Raw genomic sequence first — 19696 nt, forward strand, 5'->3', positions numbered from 1 at the left:
AATCACCGAATTTCCCGTTTCCGCCGCTGCGGAGACCGGCGAAGCCATGTCCAAAAGAGGAGAATGACATGCTCGACAAAATACAAGAACCAGAGGCCTTTCCGGCGCCGGATTATGCACCCGGGCGCTGGGCTCATATCGCCCGGAATTACAGCCCCGCCGATGTCCGGCGCCTGGCCGGGTCCCTGCCGATCCACTATTCTCTGGCCGAAAACGGGGCGAAAAAGCTCTGGCAGTTGCTGCATTCGGAGGATTTTGTCCCCACACTCGGGACCTTTACCGGCAATCAGGCCGTGCAACAGGTCAAGGCCGGTTTGAAAGCCATTTATCTCTCCGGCTGGCAGGTGGCGGCCGACGCCAATTCCTCGGGCAATATGTATCCCGACCAATCGCTTTATCCGGTCGATAGCGTGCCCGGCGTCGTCAAACGGATCAACAAGGCCCTGCAGCGCGCCGACCAGATCCAGGCCATGGAGCGGGCCGACGGCATCGCCACGACCGATCACGATTTCTTCGTGCCGATCATCGCCGACGCCGAAGCCGGTTTCGGCGGGGCGCTCAACGTGTTCGAGCTGATGAAAGCCATGATCGAGGCCGGCGCCGCCGCGGTGCATTTCGAGGATCAATTGGCCTCGGAGAAGAAATGCGGCCATCTGGGCGGCAAGGTGCTGGTGCCGACCAGCCAGTTCATCCGCACGCTCAATGCAGCCCGGCTCGCGGCCGATGTCATGGGCGTACCCACATTGATCATGGCCCGGACCGATGCGGAAGCGGCGCGGCTGATCACCTCCGATATCGACGAAGCCGACAGGTCCTTCGTCACCGGCGAACGCACGGCCGAGGGCTTCTACCGGCTCCGGGGCGGCCTGGATTGCGCCATTGCCCGGGGCCTGGCCTACGCGCCCTATGCCGATCTCATCTGGTGCGAAACCTCGACGCCGGATCTGGGCGAAGCGAAACGCTTTGCCGAGGCGATCCGAAAGCAATATCCCGACCAGATGCTGGCTTATAATTGCTCGCCCAGCTTCAACTGGGCCAAGCATATGGACGAGGCCGCCATGGCCCGGTTCCAGCGCGAATTGGGCGCCATGGGCTATAAATATCAATTCATCACCCTGGCGGGCTTCCACAATCTCAGCCTCACCACGTTCGAATTGGCGCGCAGCTACAAGGAACACGGCATGGCCGGCTATTCCCGGCTGCAACAGGCCGAATTTGCTGCCGAGGCCCATGGCTTCTCCGCCGTGCGCCACCAGCGGGAAGTGGGCACCAGCTATTTTGATGCCGTCTCGCTGACGGTGAGCGAAGGGCGGAGCGCCACCATTGCCATGGCGGAATCGACGGAAACCGCGCAATTCCACTAGGGCAGCAAGGGGCGGCTCCGGCCGCCCCAACGCGGCAATGTTGGATGCTTGATCGGCCGATGACGATGGGTCTAGTCTTTGCCCATCGCTCACCGGATTCGGCCGCTTCCATGTCGTCTTCCGCCAAACGCTTTGTCCTCGAGCAGCTTTCGAAGGCCGGTATTTCGATCAATCCGGCTTCAGGCGCCGAAGCCGTTATTCATGACGAGCGCTTTTTCGAGCGCGTGCTGCGCGACGGCACTCTGGGCCTGGGCGAAAGCTATATGGATGGCTGGTGGGATGCCGAGCCGCTGGACGGCGTGCTGTTCAAGGCCGCCAATGCGCAAATCCAGGATGCCTTTCCGCGCGATCTGCCGCTGCTGTTCAGCGTTGCGCGCGCCCGGCTTTTCAATATGCAGCGTCTGCGCATTCGCGAGGTGGGCGAGAAGCATTACGATCTCGGCAACGATCTTTATGCCGCCATGCTCGACCGGCGCATGGTCTATTCCTGCGGCTATTGGGCCGAGGCCGCCAATCTGGACGAGGCCCAGGAGGCCAAGCTGGACCTCATCTGCCGCAAGATCGGCCTGGAGCCGGGCATGCATGTGCTCGATATCGGTTCGGGCTGGGGCGGCTTTCTGCAATTTGCGGCCGAGCGCTATGGCGTTTCCGGGCTCGGCGTCACGGTCAGCAAGGAGCAGGCCGCCCTGGCCAATGAACGGACCAGGGATCTGCCGGTGGAAACCAAGCTCCTGGATTACCAGGCCCTCGAGGGGCAATTCGACCGCATCATCTCGATCGGCATGTTCGAGCATGTGGGCTACAAGAATTACCGCGCCTATTTCGAAAAGGCCCGGCAATTGCTCAAGCCCGACGGGCTGTTCCTGCTGCACACGATCGGGGGCAACCACACGTCTATCCATGGCGATCCCTGGGCGGAAAAATACATCTTCCCCAATGGCATGCTGCCGTCCATCACCCAGATCGGCCAAGCCAGCGAGGGCGTCTTCGTCATGGAGGACTGGCACAATTTCGGGGCCGATTACGATCGGACGCTGATGGCCTGGCTCGCCAATTTCGATGCGGCCTGGCCCACGCTTTCCCAGCGCTACGACGAGCGCTTCCGTCGCATGTGGCGTTATTATCTCTCGGTCTTCGCCGCCATCTTCCGGGCCCGGCAGGTCAATCTCTGGCAGATCGTCCTGTCCCCGCGCGGCGTGCGCGGCGGCTACCGCCGGGTCAGCTAGAAAGGCGGCCCGGCGGATTCACGTGAAACACTTTTGCACAGACTTATGCACAGGCCTCAAAAGATCGAGTGCCGCAAGGGCAGCTTGATCGGGGCGGGGAAGCCAAGGGCGAGATCGGTCCAGAAGCGGTCACGCAGCAATTCGGGGAACACATGGCCCTCGGGCAGGGCGTCGCGGGCGAACCAGCCGGCTTCACTGATCGCTTCGCCCTCGGCCGGATTGGCGCTGACGTCGATATCGCCAGAGACATAGTCGGCCAGAAACCAGAATTTGACGATGCGGCCCCAATCGTCGACCAGCTCATCGATATAGGCGAGGGCCCGCGCGCGCACCCGGATACCGGCTTCTTCAAAGGCCTCACGCTCGGCCGCGTCGTGCAATGGCTCGGCGCCTTCCACGCCGCCGCCCGGACCGCACCAGAAGTCATGCACACCGGGGCGGAAATGGCGCACCAGCAGGATTTTGCGGTCATGCAGCGCCAGCACGCCGGCGGAGATGCGATGTTTCATGGCGATCCTGTCATGCCGCCCCGAAATTGAGCCTGTAACTCAGGGCCTCGGCGATATGGGGCCGGGCGACCTTATCGGACCCGGCTAGATCGGCAAGCGTGCTCGCCACCTTGAGCACCCGGTGATAGGCGCGGGCCGAGAGATTGAACCGCTCGGCCGCCTGCAATAGCAGCGCCTGGCTTTCGCGATCGGGCGTTACCAGCTTTTCGATCAGCGCGGCGCCGGCTGCGGCATTGGTGGTGATTTCGGGATGGCCGGCATCGGCATAGCGGTCGCGCTGCCGCTCGCGCGCGGCGGCAACGCGCCGCGCCACGCTGGCAGAGGATTCGGCGGGCGCCGAAGGAGCGATCATGTCGGAGGCCGATACCGCAGGCAGGTCGACGCGGATGTCGATGCGATCGAGGAGCGGGCCGGAAATCCGCGCCTGATAATCGGCGGCACAGGCAGCGCCGCGCTTGCAGACATGGCCCGGCGTACCGGCCAGGCCGCATTTGCAGGGATTCATCGCGGCGACCAGCTGGAAACGGCTGGGATAGGCGATGCGGGCATTGGCCCGGGCAATCACCGTTTCCCCGCTTTCCAGCGGCTGGCGCAGGCTGTCGAGCACGCTGGGGGCGAATTCGGGCAATTCGTCGAGAAACAGTACGCCGTTATGGGCGAGGCTCGCCTCGCCGGGCCGGACCTTGAGCCCGCCGCCCACCAAAGCGGCCATGGATGCCGAATGATGGGGGGCGCGGAAGGGCCGGCGATCGGACAAGGCGCCGCCCGCCAATTCGCCCGCGATGGACTGGATCATCGAGACATCGAGCAATTCCCGCGCCTCCAATGGCGGCAGGATGGAGGGCAGGCGGGATGCCAGCATGGATTTGCCGGCGCCGGGCGGGCCGATCATCAGCAGGTTGTGGCCGCCCGAGGCCGCGACCTCGAGCGCCCGGCGCGCCAGGGCCTGGCCGCGCACATCGGCCAGGTCGGGCATGGTGCCGGCCGTGTCCGGCTTGCGCCCGGGCCGCGGCCGCGCCTGCAATTGATGGCCGGTGAGATGATTGACCAGGGCGAGCAGGCTGCCGGCGGCGACGATGTCGATTTCCTCGCCGGCCCAGGCCGCCTCGGGGCCGGATTCGGCCGGGCAGATGATGCCGCGCCCCTGGGACTGGGCGGCGATGGCGGCCGGCAATATGCCCCCGACATGGGCCAGACGGCCATCGAGGCCGAGCTCTCCCAACGCCAGGAAATTATCCAGCCCGTCCTGGGGAATGGCGCCCAGAGCCGCCATCAACGCCAAGGCGATGGGCAGGTCGTAATGGCTGCCCTCCTTGGGCAGGTCGGCCGGCGCCAGGTTGATGGTGATACGCTTGGGCGGCAGGCCGAGCCCCGATGCGACCAGCGCCGCGCGCACCCGCTCGCCGCTTTCACGCACCGCCTTGTCCGGCAGGCCCACCAGGAGGAAAGCAGGCATGCCCGGCGCGATCTGCACCTGCACGTCGACGGGCACCGCCTCGATGCCCTGAAACGCCACTGTCGCAACGCGGGTGACCATGCGCGCCTGTCCCCTTACCTTGTCGGACGCTAGCAAAACAAAACCGGCGCGGCAAGAACGTATAGCGAACACAATAGGGCATGTTAACCATGTTCGCTGCCACAATAGTTACCCTAAAGCTCCGTTAACCTGGCCATGTTGAATAAAATCCCGAATTTGTTCTGCGTATCGAGTGATTTACAGCATGGCCATCGCCCGGATGACCCGCCCATTCTCCGCCCTTGCCCGCATGACCATGACGGGCCTCGTGGCCGCCGCCCTGGCGGCCTGCGCCTCGGGCGGGGGGCTTTACGGCGCCATACCGGGCGACAATCGCCCTCATTCAGGAGTGGACCGGGCGCGCAGCATGCCTATCCAGGGTATCGACGTGGCGCGCTACCAGGAGAACGTGGATTTTCCCAAGGCGCGGGGCGCGGGCATCCATTTCGTCTTCATGAAGGCCACCGAGGGCAAGGACTATATCGACCCCGATTTCCAGCGTAACTGGATCCGGGCACGCGATGCCGGCATGCCGCGGGGCGCCTATCATTTCATGACCTGGTGCTCGAGCGCCGCCGAGCAGGCGGCGTGGTTCATGAGCCAGGTGCCGAACGATCCCAGCGCGCTGCCCCCGGTGCTCGATCTGGAGTGGAACAATCACTCGAGCTGCAAGGTCAAGCCAAACAAGGCCGAGGCCATGGAAAGCATCCGCTACATGCTGGAGGCCATGGAACGGCACACGGGCAAATTGCCGATCATCTATACCGACATGAATTTCCACCGCGATATCCTAGAAGGCGAATATCTGCCGAACACGTTCTGGCTGCGCTCCACCGCCGCCGAGCCGCATGAACGCTACAAGAACCGCCCCTGGACCTTCTGGCAATATACCCAGACAGGCGTGGTGCCGGGCGTGCGCGGGGAAGTGGACCGCAATGTATTCTACGGCAATTCGAACGATTGGCTGATGTTCCTGTCGACGGGCTGCGATCCGCGAGCCATTCCCGCATTGCAGGCCACCGGGCGGTGCCAGTTCGCAAAATAGGCGGGCTTTTGCCCATGCCCTGAAAATGCCTGTATGCATTGCCCTTTCTCGCCCATTATTGTCTCGGTGCGAGAAGGGCAGAGGACCAGGCTATGACGATCTTCAATCAATTCGGTCTCGACGGACTCAGTGTGGTGCTGATCGGGCTGGGCCTGTTGTTCGTGCTGGTGCTCTTCGCCGGCGCCAAGACCGTGCCGCAGGGCTATCACTTCACCGTCGAGCGCTTCGGCAAATATACCCGCACGCTGAAGCCGGGCCTCAATCTCATCGTGCCGTTCATCGATACGATCGGCAAGAAGATCAATGTCATGGAGCAGGTGCTCGACGTCCCCCACCAGGAAGTCATCACCCGCGACAATGCGACGGTCACCGCCAATGGCGTCACCTTCTACCAGATCCTGGACGCCGCCGCGGCGGCCTATGAGGTGACCAATCTGGAAAATGCCATCCTCAACCTGACCATGACCAATATCCGCTCGGTCATGGGGTCGATGGATCTGGATGAATTGCTCAGCCATCGCGACGAGATCAATGACCGCGTGCTGCGCGTCGTCGACACCGCCGTCACCCCCTGGGGCGTCAAGATCACCCGCATCGAGATCAAGGATATCGATCCGCCCAAGGACCTGGTGGAATCCATGGGGCGGCAGATGAAGGCGGAGCGCGAGAAGCGCGCCACCATCCTCGAGGCCGAGGGCCGACGCCAGGCCGCCATTCTCAAGGCGGAAGGCGAAAAGCAGGCCCAAGTGCTGGAGGCCGAGGGCCGCAAGGAAGCCGCGTTCCGCGATGCCGAAGCGCGCGAACGCGCCGCCGAAGCCGAGGCCAAGGCCACCGAACTGGTCTCGAACGCGATCGCCTCGGGCGACGTGCAGGCGATCAACTATTTCGTGGCCAATAATTACATCAAGGCGCTGGAAGGCATTGCCGCCTCGCCCAACCAGAAGCTGCTGATGCTGCCGGTCGAGGCATCAAGCGTCATCGGCGCCATTGGCGGGATTGCCGAGATCGCGCGCGAGGCCTTCGGTCCGGACCGCGCCGCGGCGGGTTCGCGCTCGGCCAGCCGGCCGCCCAGCGCCGGTCCTGATCGGACCTGAACCGGGAGAGCAGGATGGAAATCGTCGCCTTTCTGGCCGAGAACGGCCCCTGGAGCTGGATCGTGGCCGGCCTGGTGCTGCTCGCCCTCGAATTGATCGTACCCGGCGGTTTCCTGGTCTGGCTGGGCATTGCCGGCATATTGACCGGGCTCCTCACCCTGTTCCAGCCCTTGCCCTGGGCCGTGCAATGGGCGGTATTCGGCGCGCTGTCGCTGGTCAGCATCCTGGTCTGGCTGCGCTTTTCGCGCCGCCGCCGGGCCCGGGACGATGCCGGCCTGCTCAACCGCCGGACCGATCGTTTCATCGGCCATGAGGCGGTGCTCGAAACCCCGATCCGGGACGGGTATGGGCGCCTGGCGCTGGGCGATACGATCTGGCGCATTGCCGGCCCCGACCTGCCGGCCGGCCAGCGCATCCGCATCGTGGGCGCCGACGGCGCGGTTCTGCGCGTAGAAGCGGCCTAGGGCCGTTTCAAGGCTTCGTTAACCATAAGCTGAAAGGATCGCGGCGACGTCCGATGGGGCGATTGGCCGGGGCCGCTTTGCCGCCGGCTTGCTGGCGGAGCAGGGTGTGGCCGGGCGCGATTGGACATGGATGCTCGTTCTGGCTGCCGGGCTGCTGCCGTCAGGCGCGGCCTGGGCCGACCCGCTTGGGCCCGAAACGGTCAAGCTCGACCATGGGCGCCTGCGGCCGGGCCTTTATCCCATAGCACCGGGATCGGCGGTGGATACCGAGCCGGCCCAGCTCCCGTTCGACCTCAATTGGTCCATCGGCCTCAAAGGCTCCTATACGAGCAGCAGCACCGAAGGCGGCAATTTTCTCACCACGCTCAATCCGGCAATCACCGCCCGCCATGACGGGCGGCACACCGACCTGATGCTGGAGGGCAGCACCGAAATCGCCCGCCCCTGGGATGAAGACGGCGCGCTGGGCGTCACCGCATTGCGGCTGGGGCTCTCCAGCGAGACGGCTTTGGGCGCCAATACGCGGCTCAGCGGCAATGCGGCCATCGCGCTCGACCATCCCCTGCCGAACAGTCCCGGCCTCGATCCCTTGGTCGAGGTCCCGCCCCGTGTGGTGAGCGGCTCGGCCGGCCTCGGTCTCGACCGGTCTTTCGGCCGCATCAATCTGGGCGTCAAAGCCAATGTCGAGCGCAGCGTCTATGGCGCCACAACGCGAAGCGACAGCGGCGTCACCGACAATTCGGACCGCAATGTCTGGCAGGCCGATGCCAGCCTGCGCGCCGGCATCCAGATCACCCCGATCCTCGAAGTCTTCGGTGAGGCCGCCCTGGGCCGCGACATCTTCGACAAGGCATCACCGGGCCTGGGCGTGCGCACCGATGCCACCAGCACGGCGCTGCGCGGCGGCATTGCCGGGCGCTGGAACGGCGTCGTCAGCGCCAGCGCCTCGATCGGGCTGGGCCGGCACGATTTCGACGCCGCCGGCCTCGGCGACATCAATACCCAGCTCTATGATGCGAGCCTGACCTATTCGCCCAATGCCACGGTCAATTTGACGGCCAGCCTCTCCACCAATATCGAGCCGACAGGGGCCGATGCCAGTGGCACCGCCCGCGTCTCCCATGTCGCCGCCGCCCAGCTCGATTATAGGGTCAATTCCTGGTTGCGCCTGCGCGCTTCCGCCGATTGGAGCCTGTCCGTGCTGGAGGGCAATGGCGAAACCGAGCGCCGCCGCGGGATCGGGGCCGGCGCCGATTACGCCCTCAACGCCCATACGGCGCTGGCGGCCGACTATGCCTATAGCCATCGCGACAACAGCAATACCGGCCTGCTCGACACCCACACCGTCAGCCTGGGCGTGACTTTGCGGCGCTAGGCTAGAGCCGGTCCTCAAGGTCCAGCTTGCGCAATTCGCGCAGGAAACCCGGCCTGATGTCGTCGCGGTCGAGCGCATAGACCACGTTGGCGGTCAGGAAGCCGGTCTTGGAGCCACAATCGAAGCTCTGGCCCTGATATTTGACGCCGGTGAAGCGCTGGCGGGTCATCAGGGTCTGCATGGCATCGGTGAGCTGGATTTCGCCGCCGGCGCCGCGCGGCTGATCGGCCAGGAGCGAGAAGATTTCCGGCTGCAGGATATAGCGTCCGGAAATGATCAGATTGGAGGGCGCATCCTCGCGCTTGGGCTTTTCCACCATGCCGGTGATTTCAAAGCCGCGATCGGGCCCACCGCCCCGGGCAATGACGCCATAAGAAGAAATCTCGCTTTCCGGGACCTCCTCGACGGCCACCACATTGCCGCCGGTCTCCTCATAGGTGTCAATCATCTGCTTGAGCACGCCCGGCTCGCCCTTGAACAGCATGTCGGGCAGGAGCAGTGCGAAGGGCTTGTCACCCACGATATCGCGCGCGCACCACACGGCATGGCCAAGGCCCAGCGGCTCCTGCTGGCGGGTGAAGCTGGTATGGCCGGCCGAGGGCAGGTCACGCTGCAATTCCTTGAGCGCCTCGAGCTTGCCCCGGCTTTCCAGTGTCGTTTCCAGCTCGAACTGGCGGTCGAAATGGTCTTCGATGACGCTCTTGTTGCGGCCGGTGACGAAGACGAAATGTTCAACGCCCGCTTCGCGCGCCTCGTCGACCGCATATTGAATCAACGGCCGGTCGACGACCGTCAGCATTTCCTTGGGCATGGCCTTGGTGGCCGGCAGGAAACGGGTTCCCAGGCCGGCGACGGGAAATACTGCGGTACGAACACGCTGGGACACGAAGGGCTCTCCATTTTCGGATTTCGAGGATCAGTCGGCGTAAAGTTAAATCAACATCTGCCATATTATGTTGCAATCACATAGCGCTCGAGTTGGACGGAGTTTGGATAATGACGGTCTTGGTTACCGGGGGGGCGGGCTATATCGGCAGCCATATGGTGCTCAACCTTGCCGATGACGGCGAACAGGTGGTGGTGCTCGACAACCTGGTCACCGGCTTCGACTGGGCCATTGACGGGCGCGCCACGTTCGAGGCCGGCAATGCCGGCGATATCGACCTGGTCCTGAGCCTGATCAAAAAATACGGGATCACCGAAATCGTGCATTTCGCCGGCTCCATCGTGGTGCCGGAATCGGTGACCAATCCGCTGAAATATTACGCCAACAACACCGCCACTTCGCGCAATCTCATCGAGGCGGCCGTCAGAGGCGGGGTGAAGCATTTCATCTTCTCGTCCACCGCCGCCGTCTATGGCATGACGGGCCTGGCCCCTGTGGTCGAGGATACCCCGCTCAATCCGATGTCGCCCTATGGGCGCTCCAAGCTGATGACCGAGTGGATGCTGGCCGATGTCGCAGCGGCCCATCCGATCACCTATGGGGTGCTGCGCTATTTCAACGTGGCGGGGGCCGACCCGGGCAAGCGCTCGGGACAATCGTCGCCGGAAGCCACCCATCTCATCAAGGTCGCCTGCCAGACCGCCCTGGGCCAGCGCGAGAAGATGAACATTTTCGGCACCGATTACGATACGCCGGACGGCACCTGCATCCGCGACTATATCCATGTCACCGACCTCATCGCGGCCCATGCCCTGCTGCTGAAATATCTCCGCAAGGGAGGCAACAGCACGACGCTCAATTGCGCCTATGGCCGGGGTTACTCGGTGCGCGAAGTGGTCGATACGGTGCGCCGGATATCGGGTGTCGACCTGCGCGCCGACGAGGCGCCGCGCCGGCCTGGCGACCCGGCCTCGATCACCGCGACCGGCGAAAAGGTGCGCCAGCTCCTGGGCTGGGTGCCCCAGCATGACGATCTCGACGAGATCGTGGACACCGCCTATCGCTGGGAGCGGCACCTGATGACCCGCAATCGCTGATCGGAGCAGGACGATGCGCCTGGCGGCACTGATCTGGCTGATACTCTCCGGAGCCGCCCTGGCGCAGCCCGCGGGCAGCTTCGCCGATTTCCTGGTGCAGTTCCGTAGCGAGGCCCTGGCCAATGGCGTCGCGGCCGCGACTTATGACAATCTCATGGCCGGTCTCACGCCCGATCCCCGCGTGCCCGATCTGGTGGAAACCCAGCCCGAATTCACCACGCCGGTCTGGGATTATCTCGATGCGCGGGTCACGGCCTATCGCATCGAGCGGGGCCGAGCCGCGTTGGGGCGCAATGCCGATCTCTTTGCCGCGATAGGCCAGCGTCATGGGGTCGATCCTTATCTGCTCGGCGCCATCTGGGGCATGGAAACCGATTATGGCGGGGTGCTGGGCAATGAGCGGATGATCGCGCCGATCGTGCGGCCCTTAGCCACCCTGGTCTGGCAGCAGCGCAGCCGTTTCCGCGAGGACAAGGCCGATCTCATCGCCGCGCTCAAGCTCAGCGCCGCCAATGGCGGGGTGCAACCCATGGGGTCCTGGGCCGGCGCCATCGGGCACCTGCAGGTCAATCCATCCAATGTCCTGGCCCATGGCACGGACGGCGATGGCGATGGCCGCGTGAACCTGCACAATTCGCTGGCCGACGCGCTGGCCACGAGCGCGGTTTTCCTGCGCAATCTGGGCTATCAGCCCGGGGTCGATTGGGGTTTCGAGGTCGAGGTGCCCGCCCAGTTCGATTACCTGCTGGCCACGCGCGAGCAATTGCGGCCCATCAGCTTCTTCGCCGAACGTGGCATTACACGGGTCTCCGGGCGCCCCTTCGCCGATCCGACAATTCCGGTTTTCCTTTACGTGCCGGCCGGCAGCACCGGCCCGAAATTCCTGATGACCGGCAATTACCTGGTGCTCAAGGGCTATAATTTCTCCGATTCCTACGCCCTGGCCGTGGCCCATCTCACCGATCGCCTCAAAGGCGGCGGTCCCTTCGTGACGCCCTGGCCGCGCAATACCGCCTTTCCCAATCTCACGCAGCGTCGGGCTATCCAAGAGGCGCTGAAACGGCTGGGCCTTTACGATGGCGCCGTGGACGGGCGGATCGGCCCGATCACCCAAGAGGCCTATGCGCGCTTCCAGGCGGCAAGGGGCGAAGTCGCCGACGGCTTCGTCACCCTTTCCGCCTATGAGGCATTGGCCCATGCCGGGCAGTAACACGCGCGGGAGCGGCGTGACCGCGGGCCGGGCGGGATGCTAGAGATGGCACAATTCTGGACGGATCGATGAAGCGGCTCATCCTTTTCCTGCTGATCGGCCTCGTGGCCTTCGCCGAAGCCGGCCCCGCCCTTGCCCAGGCGCAGGCCGGCGACCGCATGCTCGTGGCCCAGCAGGAGCAGCCGCGGCGCCGGACCCTGTTCGATCTCCTGTTCGGCGAGGAACCGGCGCCGCCCGCCCCGGTACAGACCCAGCCGCGCCGGTCGGCGCCGGCCTCGGCGCCCAGCGCCGCCCTGCCGCCGCCGGCACCGAGCGTGGACAAGAACCCCGACGCCACCCGGCTCGCCGTCTTCGGCGATTCCCTGGCCATCGACCTGACTCGCGCCCTGGAGCGGTTCTACGCCGAAGACCCCAATCTGCGCGTCATCGGGCAGGGCGTCAGTTCGTCCGGCTTCGTGCGGGACGATTATTTCGATTGGAACGGAGCGCTGGCCGAGCAGATCGCCGCCGACAGCTTCGATCTTGCCGTCGTCGTTATCGGCATCAATGACCGCCAGGAATTGCGAGCGAACGGACAGACCTATCCGGCGCTGAGCGAGGGCTGGGTGGCGGCCTATCAGGCCCGCCTCAACAGCTTTCTCGGGCAATTGCGCGCGGCGCGGAAACCCGTGGTCTGGCTCGGCCTGCCGCCCATGTCCCGGTCCGAATATTCCGCCGCCATTGCCCAGATCAGCGCGCTGCACCGGCTGGCCGCCTTTTCCGGCGGCGCGGAATTTCTGGACATCTACGACCGTTTCGTGGGCGAAGACGGACGCTATTCGGCCTATGGACCGGACGTCAACGGACAGAACGCGCTGATGCGCAAGGATGACGGGATACACTTTTCCAGCGCCGGCTCGGACAAGCTGGCTTTCTATATCAGCCAGGCCATCCGCACCTTCTATCGCGGCGGCGGGGTGAGCCTGGCCGTAGCCGACCCGCTGGCCGGCACCGATGCCGCCGCCATGCTGCGGCCGCCTTATCAGGGCCTGGGCCAGATCCGCTTGCTGGAAGTGGCGGGTGCCGTCATGCCGCTCAGCCGCGCGCCACAGCGGGCCGATGATTTGCTTCTGGCGACCGGTGCGCCGGCCTCGGGACCTGGATTCTCGCTGGAGCAATTGGTGCAGGCGCCGCAGGGCCGCGTCGATGCCTTCGGCGTCGGAATCGACCCGCAGAGCGAAGCGGACCCAGAGCCGGATCAGTGAGCCGCCAGCGGCGCGGCAATTGGATGCAGCATTTCCGAACGGGCAATGCTGGGGCCGGTGGCGCTGGCCGACAGCAGCGCGAAAATCAGCAGAAGCAGAATGGCAGCCAGGCGCATCGCCTATTCCTCCCAGCACGACTGCACTGGATGTGCGCCAGGGCGGGGCAGGGGTCAATGACAGGCTTAAGACTTCCTTAACGCCGCCATTTTTACGAAAATTCGATCATCCGCCGCCGAGCAGGCCGCTGGCCTTGATGCCATCGAAGACGAATTGTACGGCAAGCGCCGCCAGGAGGATGCCGACCACGCGGGACACGACCGAAAGCCCGGTGAGACCCAGGAGGCGCTGGATGGGAATGGCGATCAGGAGCGTCAGCCAGGCCAGGGCGAGGATGACGACGATCGCGGCCAGGACCAGCCAGAATTCGAGATCCGACTGCGCGCCGGTGGTGAGCAGGATGACGGCACTGATGGCGCCCGGCCCGGCCATGAGCGGCATGGCCAGCGGGAAGACCGAGATGTCGTGGCTCTGGCGCGCCTCGATCTCTTCCTCGTCTGTGGTGCCCGTGCCGCCGGAATGGCGGGCAAAGACCATGTCGATGGCAATCAGCAGCAGCAGGATGCCGCCGGCGGTGCGCAGGGCTGGAATGGTGATGCCGAAGACATCCAGGATCGCATTGCCGAGCACGGCGAAGAACAGCAGGATGGCGAGTGCGACCAGCACGCCGCGCGTGGCGAAGGTGCGCCGCTGGGCCGGCGTATTGTCCTTGGTCAGGGCCGCGAAGATGAAGGCGATATCGGCCACGCCCACTGTCGCGAACAAGGTGGCGAATGCGACAAGGAATGTGTTCATCTTCAACCCCCAGGCCTCAAAGAAGCACTATGGCATTTGGCGCCGCGCGCCAAGCCCGGCTCAGGTCCGGCGTTTTTCGATGGCGTCCCAGATCAGCACCGCGATGTCCGGCCCGCCGAAACGCTTGATTTCCCGGATGCCGGTGGGGGAGGTGACGTTGATTTCGGTGAGATAGCCGCCGATGACGTCGATGCCGACGAAAATCATGTCGCGCTCCTTGAGCGCCGGTCCGATCGCCGCGCAAATCTCCTTCTCGCGCTCGGTGAGCGGGGACAATTCGGGGCGGCCGCCGACATGCATGTTGGACCGCGCTTCGCCCTCGGCAGGGATGCGGTTGAGGCCCATGATCGGCTCGCCATCGATGATGATGATGCGCTTGTCGCCCTGGCGCACGTCCGGCAGATAGCGCTGCACCATGAAGGGCTCGCGGTAATTGGTCTCGAACAGTTCCAGCAGGCTGGCGAGGTTATGGTCGCCTTCCTGGATGAAGAAGACCCCGGCGCCGCCATTGCCGTAGAGCGGCTTGACGATGATGTTGCCATGCGCCTTGCGGAAGGCGTGGATTTCGGCCCGGTCGCGCGTCACCAGGGTGGGCGGCATCAGCTCGGGAAATTCGGTGACGAGGATTTTTTCCGGCGCGTTGCGCACCGCCGCCGGCGGATTGACCACCAGCGTCCTGGGATGGATGCGCTCCAGCAGGTGCGTGAGCGTGATGTAGTTCATGTCGAAGGGCGGATCCTGGCGCATCAGCACCACATCCTGGGTCGACAGATCGATGCGGGCGGCCTCGCCCAGGCGGAAATGCTGGCCCTTTTCGGCATCGGTGACGGTAACGGGCTGGGCCAGGGCCGAGACCACATTGCCGTTCAGCGACAGGGTATCGGGAGTGTAGTGCAGCAATTGGTGCCCGCGCGCCTGCGCCTCGAGCATCATGGCGAAGGTCGAATCGCCCATGGGATTGATAGAGGCGACATGGTCCATCTGGACGGCGACTTTGAGGCTCATGGGATCACTCAGACAGCGGGAAAGGCGTTGATGAGATGGCGCGGCCAGCGTGCTTGTGCAAGGAAAATCACGTCGAAGCGGATATCCTTGCCGCTTTCGGCCGGGTGGCGGGTCAGCCAATATTGCGCGGCACGGGTGATGCGAGCCCGGTTCACCGCGCCCAGGGCCATGGCCATGTCGGCATTGCGGCCACGGGTCTTGACCTCGACGAAGACGATCGTGCCGGATTTTTCGGCCACCAGGTCGATCTCGCCGACCGGGGTTTTGAACCGCCTTTCGCGCAGCCGGTAAAGCTTCAACTGCAGGAAAAGCGCGGCCAGGGCTTCGCCGCGATGGCCATGGCGATGGGCGGCAAGGCGGCGTTCAGCCGGCATGCTTGAGCGCGAGCGCGGCATCGTAGACCTCCTTGCGCTTGAGGCCGAAGCGGGTGGCCACCGCGTCCACGGCGGCGCGAAGTGGCTGATTTTCCATGGCTTCGGCCAGGGCGGCCTGCCAATCCGCGGCAGCGGGCGCGGAGGGTTCGGCGGCGCCGGCCACGACGATGACCGCTTCGCCCTTGGTTTCGGCATCGGCAAATTCGGCGGCGAGCGCGGCAAGGGTGCCGCGATGGCTGCGCTCGAAGCGCTTGGTCAGCTCCAGCGCCACCATGGCCTGGCGGTCGCCGAACGCCTCCGCCATGGCCGCGAGAGTGTCGGCCAGCCGGCGCGGCGATTCATAGAAGACCAGTGTTTCACGTGAATCGACGTGTTTTTTCAAGGTGTTGAGACGGGCGCCGGCCTTGGGGGGCAGGAAGCCGTGAAAGGCGAAGGCGTCGGTGGGCAGGCCGGCAATAACCAGGGCCGCGAGCAGGGCGGAGGCGCCGGGAATGGGGAAAATGGGCAGGTTCTGTTCGGCCAGGGTGCGGATCAGCGGGAAGCCGGGATCAGAAAGCAGCGGCGTTCCGGCATCGGAAATCAAGGCGATGGCGGCGCCGGCACCGATGCGGGCGGCGATGTCATCGGCTTTCCCGCGCTCGTTATGTTCATGAAAAGCCTGCTTTTTTGCCGTGATGCCGTAATGATCCAGCAGTCTGGACGAGGTGCGGGTATCTTCGCAGAGGATGAGATCGGCGGCAGCGAGGGTTTCCAGCGCCCGAATGGTGATGTCGCGCAGATTGCCGATGGGCGTGGCCACGACATAGAGGCCGGGGGCCAGAGGCGGCGCAGACAGGCGGTTTCCGGCGACGAAATAGTCTTTGCTTTCGGTAGTCATCGCCAATTCCTGCTTTTCAATCCTTGATTAACGAAATGAGGGGACTTTGTTAACAGACTGTGCACCTTGAGGATCGCATTCCGTGGCCAATGACGCGAAAGCGCCAAACTGGAGCCGCCGCTCGGCAATGATCGGGCTGGCCGCCGCATTGGCGGGCTGTTCGGGCGGCACGTTTCAGCTCGGCTCGCGCAGCCTCACCCTGCCCTGGGGCGATGATGCCGGCGCCGGTCCGCAATCGGGCACCGGCACGATCGGCACGCCGATGACGCCCGCGCCATCCGGCAATGCGCAGCGCTTCGGGCGCGGCTCGGTGCCGGTGGCCCTGCTGCTGCCGCTGTCGGGGGAACCGGCGCTGGCGCAATTGGGCACGGCCCTGGCCAATGCCAGCAAACTCGCCATCGCCTTCATCGAGGCCAGCCCCAATATCGGGGAGAATATCCACATCACCCTGCGCGATACCGGCACCAATGCGGCCGGGGCGATCAATGCGGCTAATGCGGCCATGCGCGAAGGGGCGCGGCTGGTGCTCGGGCCGGTGACGGCCGAGCAGATCACCGCAGCGGCCAATGTGACGCGGGCAGCCAATGTGCCGCTGATCGGCTTTGCCAATAATGGCAGCGTCGCGGGGCCGGGCGTGTATGTGCTCAACGTGCTGCCCGAGACCGAGATGAAGCGGGCCATCACCTATATCCGCGAGCAGGGCCGGCGCGGGCCGGCGGGCATTTTCCCGGCGACGCCCTATGGCGAGGCTCTGGCCACGGCCTTCCGGCAACAGGCGATCGCGGCCGGCTTTTCACCCAGCGCCGTCTATACGTTCTCCGATCCCGGGGAGGCGCAGGGCATCATCAACCAGGCCAAGCCGATGACCGAGACCGGCATGATCGACGCGCTGTTCCTGCCCGACCGGGCGAGCGCGGCAATTTTCGCGGGCCTCATGGCCCAGGCGGGAATAGACCGGGACCTGGTGCAGGTGGTCGGCTCGGCCGATTGGGCCAATGATCCGGGCCTCATGGCCAATCCGGCCCTGGTGGGCGCGATCTTCCCGGCGGTGGACGAAACCGGCCTCAACGCCATCCGCGCCGATTACCAGCGGCAGTTCGGCTCAGCGCCGCCGCAAATGGCCACCATTGCCTATACGGCCACCATCCTGGCCAATGTGAATACGCTGTCGCTGGCCAATCCGCCCTATAGCCAGGCGCTGCTCACCAATCCTTCCGGCTTTGCTGGACGGGACGGGCTCTTCCGTTTCCACGCCAATGGCCGCAGCGATTATGCGCTGGTGATCCGGCAGATCGGGGCGGGGGGCAATGTGACGACGCTGGATGGGGCGAAGATCTAGGACATATCCCCGAGCAGCCGCGCAAGCATGCGAGGCACCCAAGTCAAGATGTCGGCCTTTTACGCCGCCAGGTCCGCCACCACGGCGTCGAGCACCGGAAAGCCCTTGTCGGTGACGCGGATATTGCCGTTGGGCAGGGTTTCGAGGAAGCCATAGCCCTTGAGCGTGTCGATCTGCCGCTGGGAGATGCCGCGGCCGGAAATGGACATGAAGCGGGCGGGGGAAATGCCTTCCTTGAGGCGCAGGCCCATGACCAGATATTCGTCGCCCTGTTCTTCCCAGGTCAGCACGTCGTCGGTGACCATGCCATGGCCGTTTTCGGTGACGCGGCGGAGCCAGTCGAAGGGCATGCGCTCGGTGGCGGTGGCGTGGCGCTGGTGATTGACCATGAGGCGGCCATGGGCGCCCGGGCCGATGCCGGCATATTCGCCATAGCGCCAATAGAGCATGTTGTGGCGGCTTTCCTGGCCGGGCACGGCATGATTGGAAATCTCATAGGCCGGCATGCCGGCCGAGGCAGTCAATTCCTGGGTCAGCTCGTAGAAGTCAGCGGCCAGGTCTTCATCGGGCATCGGCAATTTGCCGGCCTGGTGCAGGTCGAAATAGCGCGTGCCCTGCTCGATGGTGAGCTGGTAGAGGCTGATATGGCCGCGGGCCAGCCAGAGCGCTTCCTTGAGCTCGTCCTCCCAATCCTCCAGCGTCTGCCTGGGCCGGGCATAGATGAGATCGAAGCTGGAGCGCTCGAAGACCGATTGGGCGATGCGCACGGCGGCGACGGCTTCGTCCACGCTATGACGGCGGCCCAGTTCGGCCAGCGGGCCGGGACGGAGGGACTGGACACCCAGCGAGACGCGATTGATGCCGGCAGCGCGAAAACCCTTGAAGCGCTCGACCTCGACCGAGGTGGGATTGGCTTCCAGCGTGATCTCGGCATTGCGGTCGACCTGCCATTCCTCGGCAATGGCATCGAGAATGGCGCCGACGGCCCTGGGCGACATCAGCGAAGGCGTGCCGCCGCCGAAAAAGATCGACTGCACCAACCGGCCCGGCGAGAGCGCGGCCATATGGGCGATTTCGCGCCTATAGCCCTCGACAAAGGCATCCTCGTCGAAGGGGCCGCGATGGACGTGGGAATTGAAATCGCAATAGGGGCACTTGGCCGCGCAGAAGGGCCAATGGACATAGATGCCGAAGAGGTCGTTGGGATTGGTCATGGGAGACACCTTTGACGGCGGGGCCGTTCCCCCACCCACCAATCGTCACCCTCGGGCCTGACCCGAGGGGTCTGTTCCTGTGGCATTTGGACAAAGCGAAGGGCCCTCGGGTCAAGCCCGAGGGTGACGATCGGGGCTGAGATGCGATCGTACGTCCCCACTGAACTCATCCGTGTTCAATCTGGTTTTCGACGAATTGCGCGAAGGCGCGGGCGCGATGGGAGAGGCCGTTTTCGCCCGGGGACCAGGAATGCTTGGTTTCGGCCGCCATTTCGCCGAAGGTGATGTCGTAGCCATCGGGCATGAACATGGGATCGTAGCCATGGCCCTGCTCGCCGCGCGGCGGCCAGACCAGGGTGCCATCACACCTGCCGACATAGAGCACGTCTCGGCCATCGGGATGGGCCAGGCACAGCGTGGCATTGAAGGAGGCGCGGCGCCGGGCCGGCGAATTGGCGCCGGCGGCCTGCAGGGCATCTTCCACCCGCTTCATGGCGCGGTTGAAATCGCGCGGCACGCCGGCCCAGTCGGCGGTGTAGACGCCGGGCTCGCCATCGAGCGCATCGACGCAGAGGCCGCTATCGTCGGATAGGGCCAGCATATTCGCGCCCCTGGCGGCGGCATGGGCCTTGGTGCGGGCATTTTCGGCGAAAGTGGTGCCGTTTTCCTCCGGCTCGGGCAGGCCCAGCTCGCCGGCCGAGACCAGATCGAGCCCGAAGGGGGCGAAAAGCTCGCGGAATTCGGTGAGCTTGCCGGCATTATGGGTGGCGATGCAGAGACGGGTGCCGGGGCGGAGGCGGGGGATGGCGTTCATTTGCTGCCTCCGTCGAGGGCGCGTTGGATATCGTTCCAGATGGGGCAATTTCGCTCGGAAAAGACCCCCTCACCCGGCCCTGCGGGCCGACCTCTCCCCCAAAGGGAGAGGTGGCGCTGCCGCGCCGGCCGTGCACCCCTTACCTCTCCCCGGGGGGAGAGGTCGACGGCGAAGCCGGCGGGTGAGGGGGC

20 protein-coding genes are annotated in these 19696 nt (G+C 64.8%); 10 read left to right on the forward strand and 10 right to left on the reverse strand.

What is annotated here, in order from left to right; translation table 11 throughout:
* The first annotated feature begins 68 nt into the window (after positions 1-68).
* Both aceA and cfa read left to right on the forward strand, forming a co-directional pair.
* Positions 69-1364, forward strand: coding sequence for an isocitrate lyase (aceA, locus tag A3840_RS12355; protein ID WP_067457074.1), 1296 nt, complete (start codon positions 69-71; stop codon positions 1362-1364).
* 110 nt (positions 1365-1474) lie between these two features.
* Positions 1475-2590: a cyclopropane fatty acyl phospholipid synthase gene (gene cfa, locus A3840_RS12360; RefSeq protein ID WP_067457077.1), complete on the forward strand. Its 1116-nt coding sequence runs from the start codon at positions 1475-1477 to the stop codon at positions 2588-2590.
* Between the two features lie 56 nt (positions 2591-2646).
* Here cfa and A3840_RS12365 read toward each other — a convergent pair whose 3' ends face one another.
* On the reverse strand, positions 2647-3099 hold the full coding sequence (locus tag A3840_RS12365) for an NUDIX domain-containing protein (RefSeq protein ID WP_067457080.1): 453 nt from the start codon (positions 3097-3099) through the stop codon (positions 2647-2649).
* A 10-nt stretch (positions 3100-3109) separates the two neighbouring features.
* Positions 3110-4636, reverse strand: coding sequence for a YifB family Mg chelatase-like AAA ATPase (locus A3840_RS12370; RefSeq protein WP_067457083.1), 1527 nt, complete (start codon positions 4634-4636; stop codon positions 3110-3112).
* Between the two features lie 184 nt (positions 4637-4820).
* On the opposite strand from A3840_RS12370, the gene A3840_RS12375 reads away from it, so the two are divergent.
* The 4 genes from A3840_RS12375 to A3840_RS12390 all read left to right on the forward strand — a co-directional run bounded on the left by A3840_RS12375 (position 4821) and on the right by A3840_RS12390 (position 8593).
* The gene (locus tag A3840_RS12375) at positions 4821-5660 is read left to right on the forward strand and encodes a glycoside hydrolase family 25 protein (RefSeq protein ID WP_067457085.1); all 840 of its coding nucleotides are present in this window, start codon (positions 4821-4823) and stop codon (positions 5658-5660) included.
* Positions 5661-5752: 92 nt separating this feature from the next.
* Positions 5753-6754: an SPFH domain-containing protein gene (locus tag A3840_RS12380; RefSeq protein ID WP_067457088.1), complete on the forward strand. Its 1002-nt coding sequence runs from the start codon at positions 5753-5755 to the stop codon at positions 6752-6754.
* Positions 6755-6768: 14 nt separating this feature from the next.
* Positions 6769-7218, forward strand: a complete 450-nt coding sequence (locus tag A3840_RS12385) for an NfeD family protein (protein ID WP_067457091.1) — start codon at positions 6769-6771, stop codon at positions 7216-7218.
* 106 nt (positions 7219-7324) lie between these two features.
* Entirely contained in the window at positions 7325-8593 is a 1269-nt protein-coding gene (locus tag A3840_RS12390) for an outer membrane beta-barrel protein (protein ID WP_131798313.1), read from the forward strand.
* Position 8594: 1 nt separating this feature from the next.
* On the opposite strand, the gene galU is transcribed toward A3840_RS12390, so the two are convergent.
* Complete coding sequence (gene galU, locus A3840_RS12395; RefSeq protein WP_067457098.1) at positions 8595-9479, reverse strand: UTP--glucose-1-phosphate uridylyltransferase GalU; 885 nt, start codon at positions 9477-9479, stop codon at positions 8595-8597.
* Positions 9480-9589: 110 nt separating this feature from the next.
* On the opposite strand from galU, the gene galE reads away from it, so the two are divergent.
* The 3 genes from galE to A3840_RS12410 all read left to right on the forward strand — a co-directional run bounded on the left by galE (position 9590) and on the right by A3840_RS12410 (position 13030).
* On the forward strand, positions 9590-10576 hold the full coding sequence (gene galE / locus A3840_RS12400) for a UDP-glucose 4-epimerase GalE (protein ID WP_067457101.1): 987 nt from the start codon (positions 9590-9592) through the stop codon (positions 10574-10576).
* Between the two features lie 13 nt (positions 10577-10589).
* Positions 10590-11786, forward strand: a complete 1197-nt coding sequence (locus A3840_RS12405) for a lytic murein transglycosylase (protein ID WP_067457105.1) — start codon at positions 10590-10592, stop codon at positions 11784-11786.
* A gap of 68 nt (positions 11787-11854) precedes the next feature.
* Positions 11855-13030: an SGNH/GDSL hydrolase family protein gene (locus A3840_RS12410; RefSeq protein ID WP_067457108.1), complete on the forward strand. Its 1176-nt coding sequence runs from the start codon at positions 11855-11857 to the stop codon at positions 13028-13030.
* On the opposite strand, the gene A3840_RS20160 is transcribed toward A3840_RS12410, so the two are convergent.
* From A3840_RS20160 to rsmI, 5 genes are all read right to left on the reverse strand, one after another.
* Positions 13024-13146: a hypothetical protein gene (locus A3840_RS20160; RefSeq protein WP_281180579.1), complete on the reverse strand. Its 123-nt coding sequence runs from the start codon at positions 13144-13146 to the stop codon at positions 13024-13026. The genes A3840_RS12410 and A3840_RS20160 overlap by 7 nt on opposite strands.
* Positions 13147-13252: 106 nt before the next feature.
* Positions 13253-13882, reverse strand: coding sequence for a MarC family protein (locus tag A3840_RS12415; RefSeq protein ID WP_067457110.1), 630 nt, complete (start codon positions 13880-13882; stop codon positions 13253-13255).
* A 60-nt stretch (positions 13883-13942) separates the two neighbouring features.
* Positions 13943-14887: a glutathione synthase gene (gene gshB, locus A3840_RS12420; protein ID WP_067457112.1), complete on the reverse strand. Its 945-nt coding sequence runs from the start codon at positions 14885-14887 to the stop codon at positions 13943-13945.
* Between the two features lie 8 nt (positions 14888-14895).
* Positions 14896-15261 carry a YraN family protein gene (locus A3840_RS12425; protein WP_165603176.1) on the reverse strand — a complete coding sequence of 122 codons (366 nt, stop codon included), beginning with the start codon at positions 15259-15261 and terminating at the stop codon, positions 14896-14898.
* Complete coding sequence (gene rsmI / locus A3840_RS12430; protein WP_067457118.1) at positions 15251-16138, reverse strand: 16S rRNA (cytidine(1402)-2'-O)-methyltransferase; 888 nt, start codon at positions 16136-16138, stop codon at positions 15251-15253. The genes A3840_RS12425 and rsmI overlap by 11 nt, the downstream gene beginning before the upstream one ends.
* 82 nt (positions 16139-16220) lie before the next feature.
* Between rsmI and A3840_RS12435 the strand changes: the two genes are divergently transcribed.
* A complete protein-coding gene (locus tag A3840_RS12435; protein WP_131798314.1) occupies positions 16221-17477 on the forward strand; it encodes a penicillin-binding protein activator in 1257 nt (418 codons plus the stop codon).
* 59 nt (positions 17478-17536) lie between these two features.
* Here A3840_RS12435 and hemW read toward each other — a convergent pair whose 3' ends face one another.
* Positions 17537-18691: a radical SAM family heme chaperone HemW gene (hemW, locus tag A3840_RS12440; protein ID WP_067457125.1), complete on the reverse strand. Its 1155-nt coding sequence runs from the start codon at positions 18689-18691 to the stop codon at positions 17537-17539.
* A gap of 166 nt (positions 18692-18857) precedes the next feature.
* The gene (locus tag A3840_RS12445; protein ID WP_067457128.1) at positions 18858-19505 is read right to left on the reverse strand and encodes a non-canonical purine NTP pyrophosphatase; all 648 of its coding nucleotides are present in this window, start codon (positions 19503-19505) and stop codon (positions 18858-18860) included.
* Between the last annotated feature and the right edge of the window lie 191 nt (positions 19506-19696).

Origin of the sequence: Devosia elaeis (genome assembly GCF_001650025.1) — a bacterium.
Lineage (GTDB): Bacteria > Pseudomonadota > Alphaproteobacteria > Rhizobiales > Devosiaceae > Devosia > Devosia elaeis.

Excerpts from the sequence above, each read along its gene's own strand:
- aceA (WP_067457074.1), top strand. The coding sequence starts at position 69 with ATGCTCGACAAAATACAAGAACCAGAGGCCTTTCCGGCGCCGGATTAT.
- cfa (WP_067457077.1), top strand. The coding sequence starts at position 1,475 with ATGTCGTCTTCCGCCAAACGCTTTGTCCTCGAGCAGCTTTCGAAGGCC.
- A3840_RS12365 (WP_067457080.1), bottom strand. The coding sequence starts at position 3,099 with ATGAAACATCGCATCTCCGCCGGCGTGCTGGCGCTGCATGACCGCAAA.
- A3840_RS12370 (WP_067457083.1), bottom strand. The coding sequence starts at position 4,636 with ATGGTCACCCGCGTTGCGACAGTGGCGTTTCAGGGCATCGAGGCGGTG.
- A3840_RS12375 (WP_067457085.1), top strand. The coding sequence starts at position 4,821 with ATGGCCATCGCCCGGATGACCCGCCCATTCTCCGCCCTTGCCCGCATG.
- A3840_RS12380 (WP_067457088.1), top strand. The coding sequence starts at position 5,753 with ATGACGATCTTCAATCAATTCGGTCTCGACGGACTCAGTGTGGTGCTG.
- A3840_RS12385 (WP_067457091.1), top strand. The coding sequence starts at position 6,769 with ATGGAAATCGTCGCCTTTCTGGCCGAGAACGGCCCCTGGAGCTGGATC.
- galE (WP_067457101.1), top strand. The coding sequence starts at position 9,590 with ATGACGGTCTTGGTTACCGGGGGGGCGGGCTATATCGGCAGCCATATG.
- A3840_RS12405 (WP_067457105.1), top strand. The coding sequence starts at position 10,590 with ATGCGCCTGGCGGCACTGATCTGGCTGATACTCTCCGGAGCCGCCCTG.
- A3840_RS12410 (WP_067457108.1), top strand. The coding sequence starts at position 11,855 with ATGAAGCGGCTCATCCTTTTCCTGCTGATCGGCCTCGTGGCCTTCGCC.
- A3840_RS20160 (WP_281180579.1), bottom strand. The coding sequence starts at position 13,146 with ATGCGCCTGGCTGCCATTCTGCTTCTGCTGATTTTCGCGCTGCTGTCG.
- A3840_RS12415 (WP_067457110.1), bottom strand. The coding sequence starts at position 13,882 with ATGAACACATTCCTTGTCGCATTCGCCACCTTGTTCGCGACAGTGGGC.
- gshB (WP_067457112.1), bottom strand. The coding sequence starts at position 14,887 with ATGAGCCTCAAAGTCGCCGTCCAGATGGACCATGTCGCCTCTATCAAT.
- A3840_RS12425 (WP_165603176.1), bottom strand. The coding sequence starts at position 15,261 with ATGCCGGCTGAACGCCGCCTTGCCGCCCATCGCCATGGCCATCGCGGC.
- rsmI (WP_067457118.1), bottom strand. The coding sequence starts at position 16,138 with ATGACTACCGAAAGCAAAGACTATTTCGTCGCCGGAAACCGCCTGTCT.
- hemW (WP_067457125.1), bottom strand. The coding sequence starts at position 18,691 with ATGACCAATCCCAACGACCTCTTCGGCATCTATGTCCATTGGCCCTTC.
- A3840_RS12445 (WP_067457128.1), bottom strand. The coding sequence starts at position 19,505 with ATGAACGCCATCCCCCGCCTCCGCCCCGGCACCCGTCTCTGCATCGCC.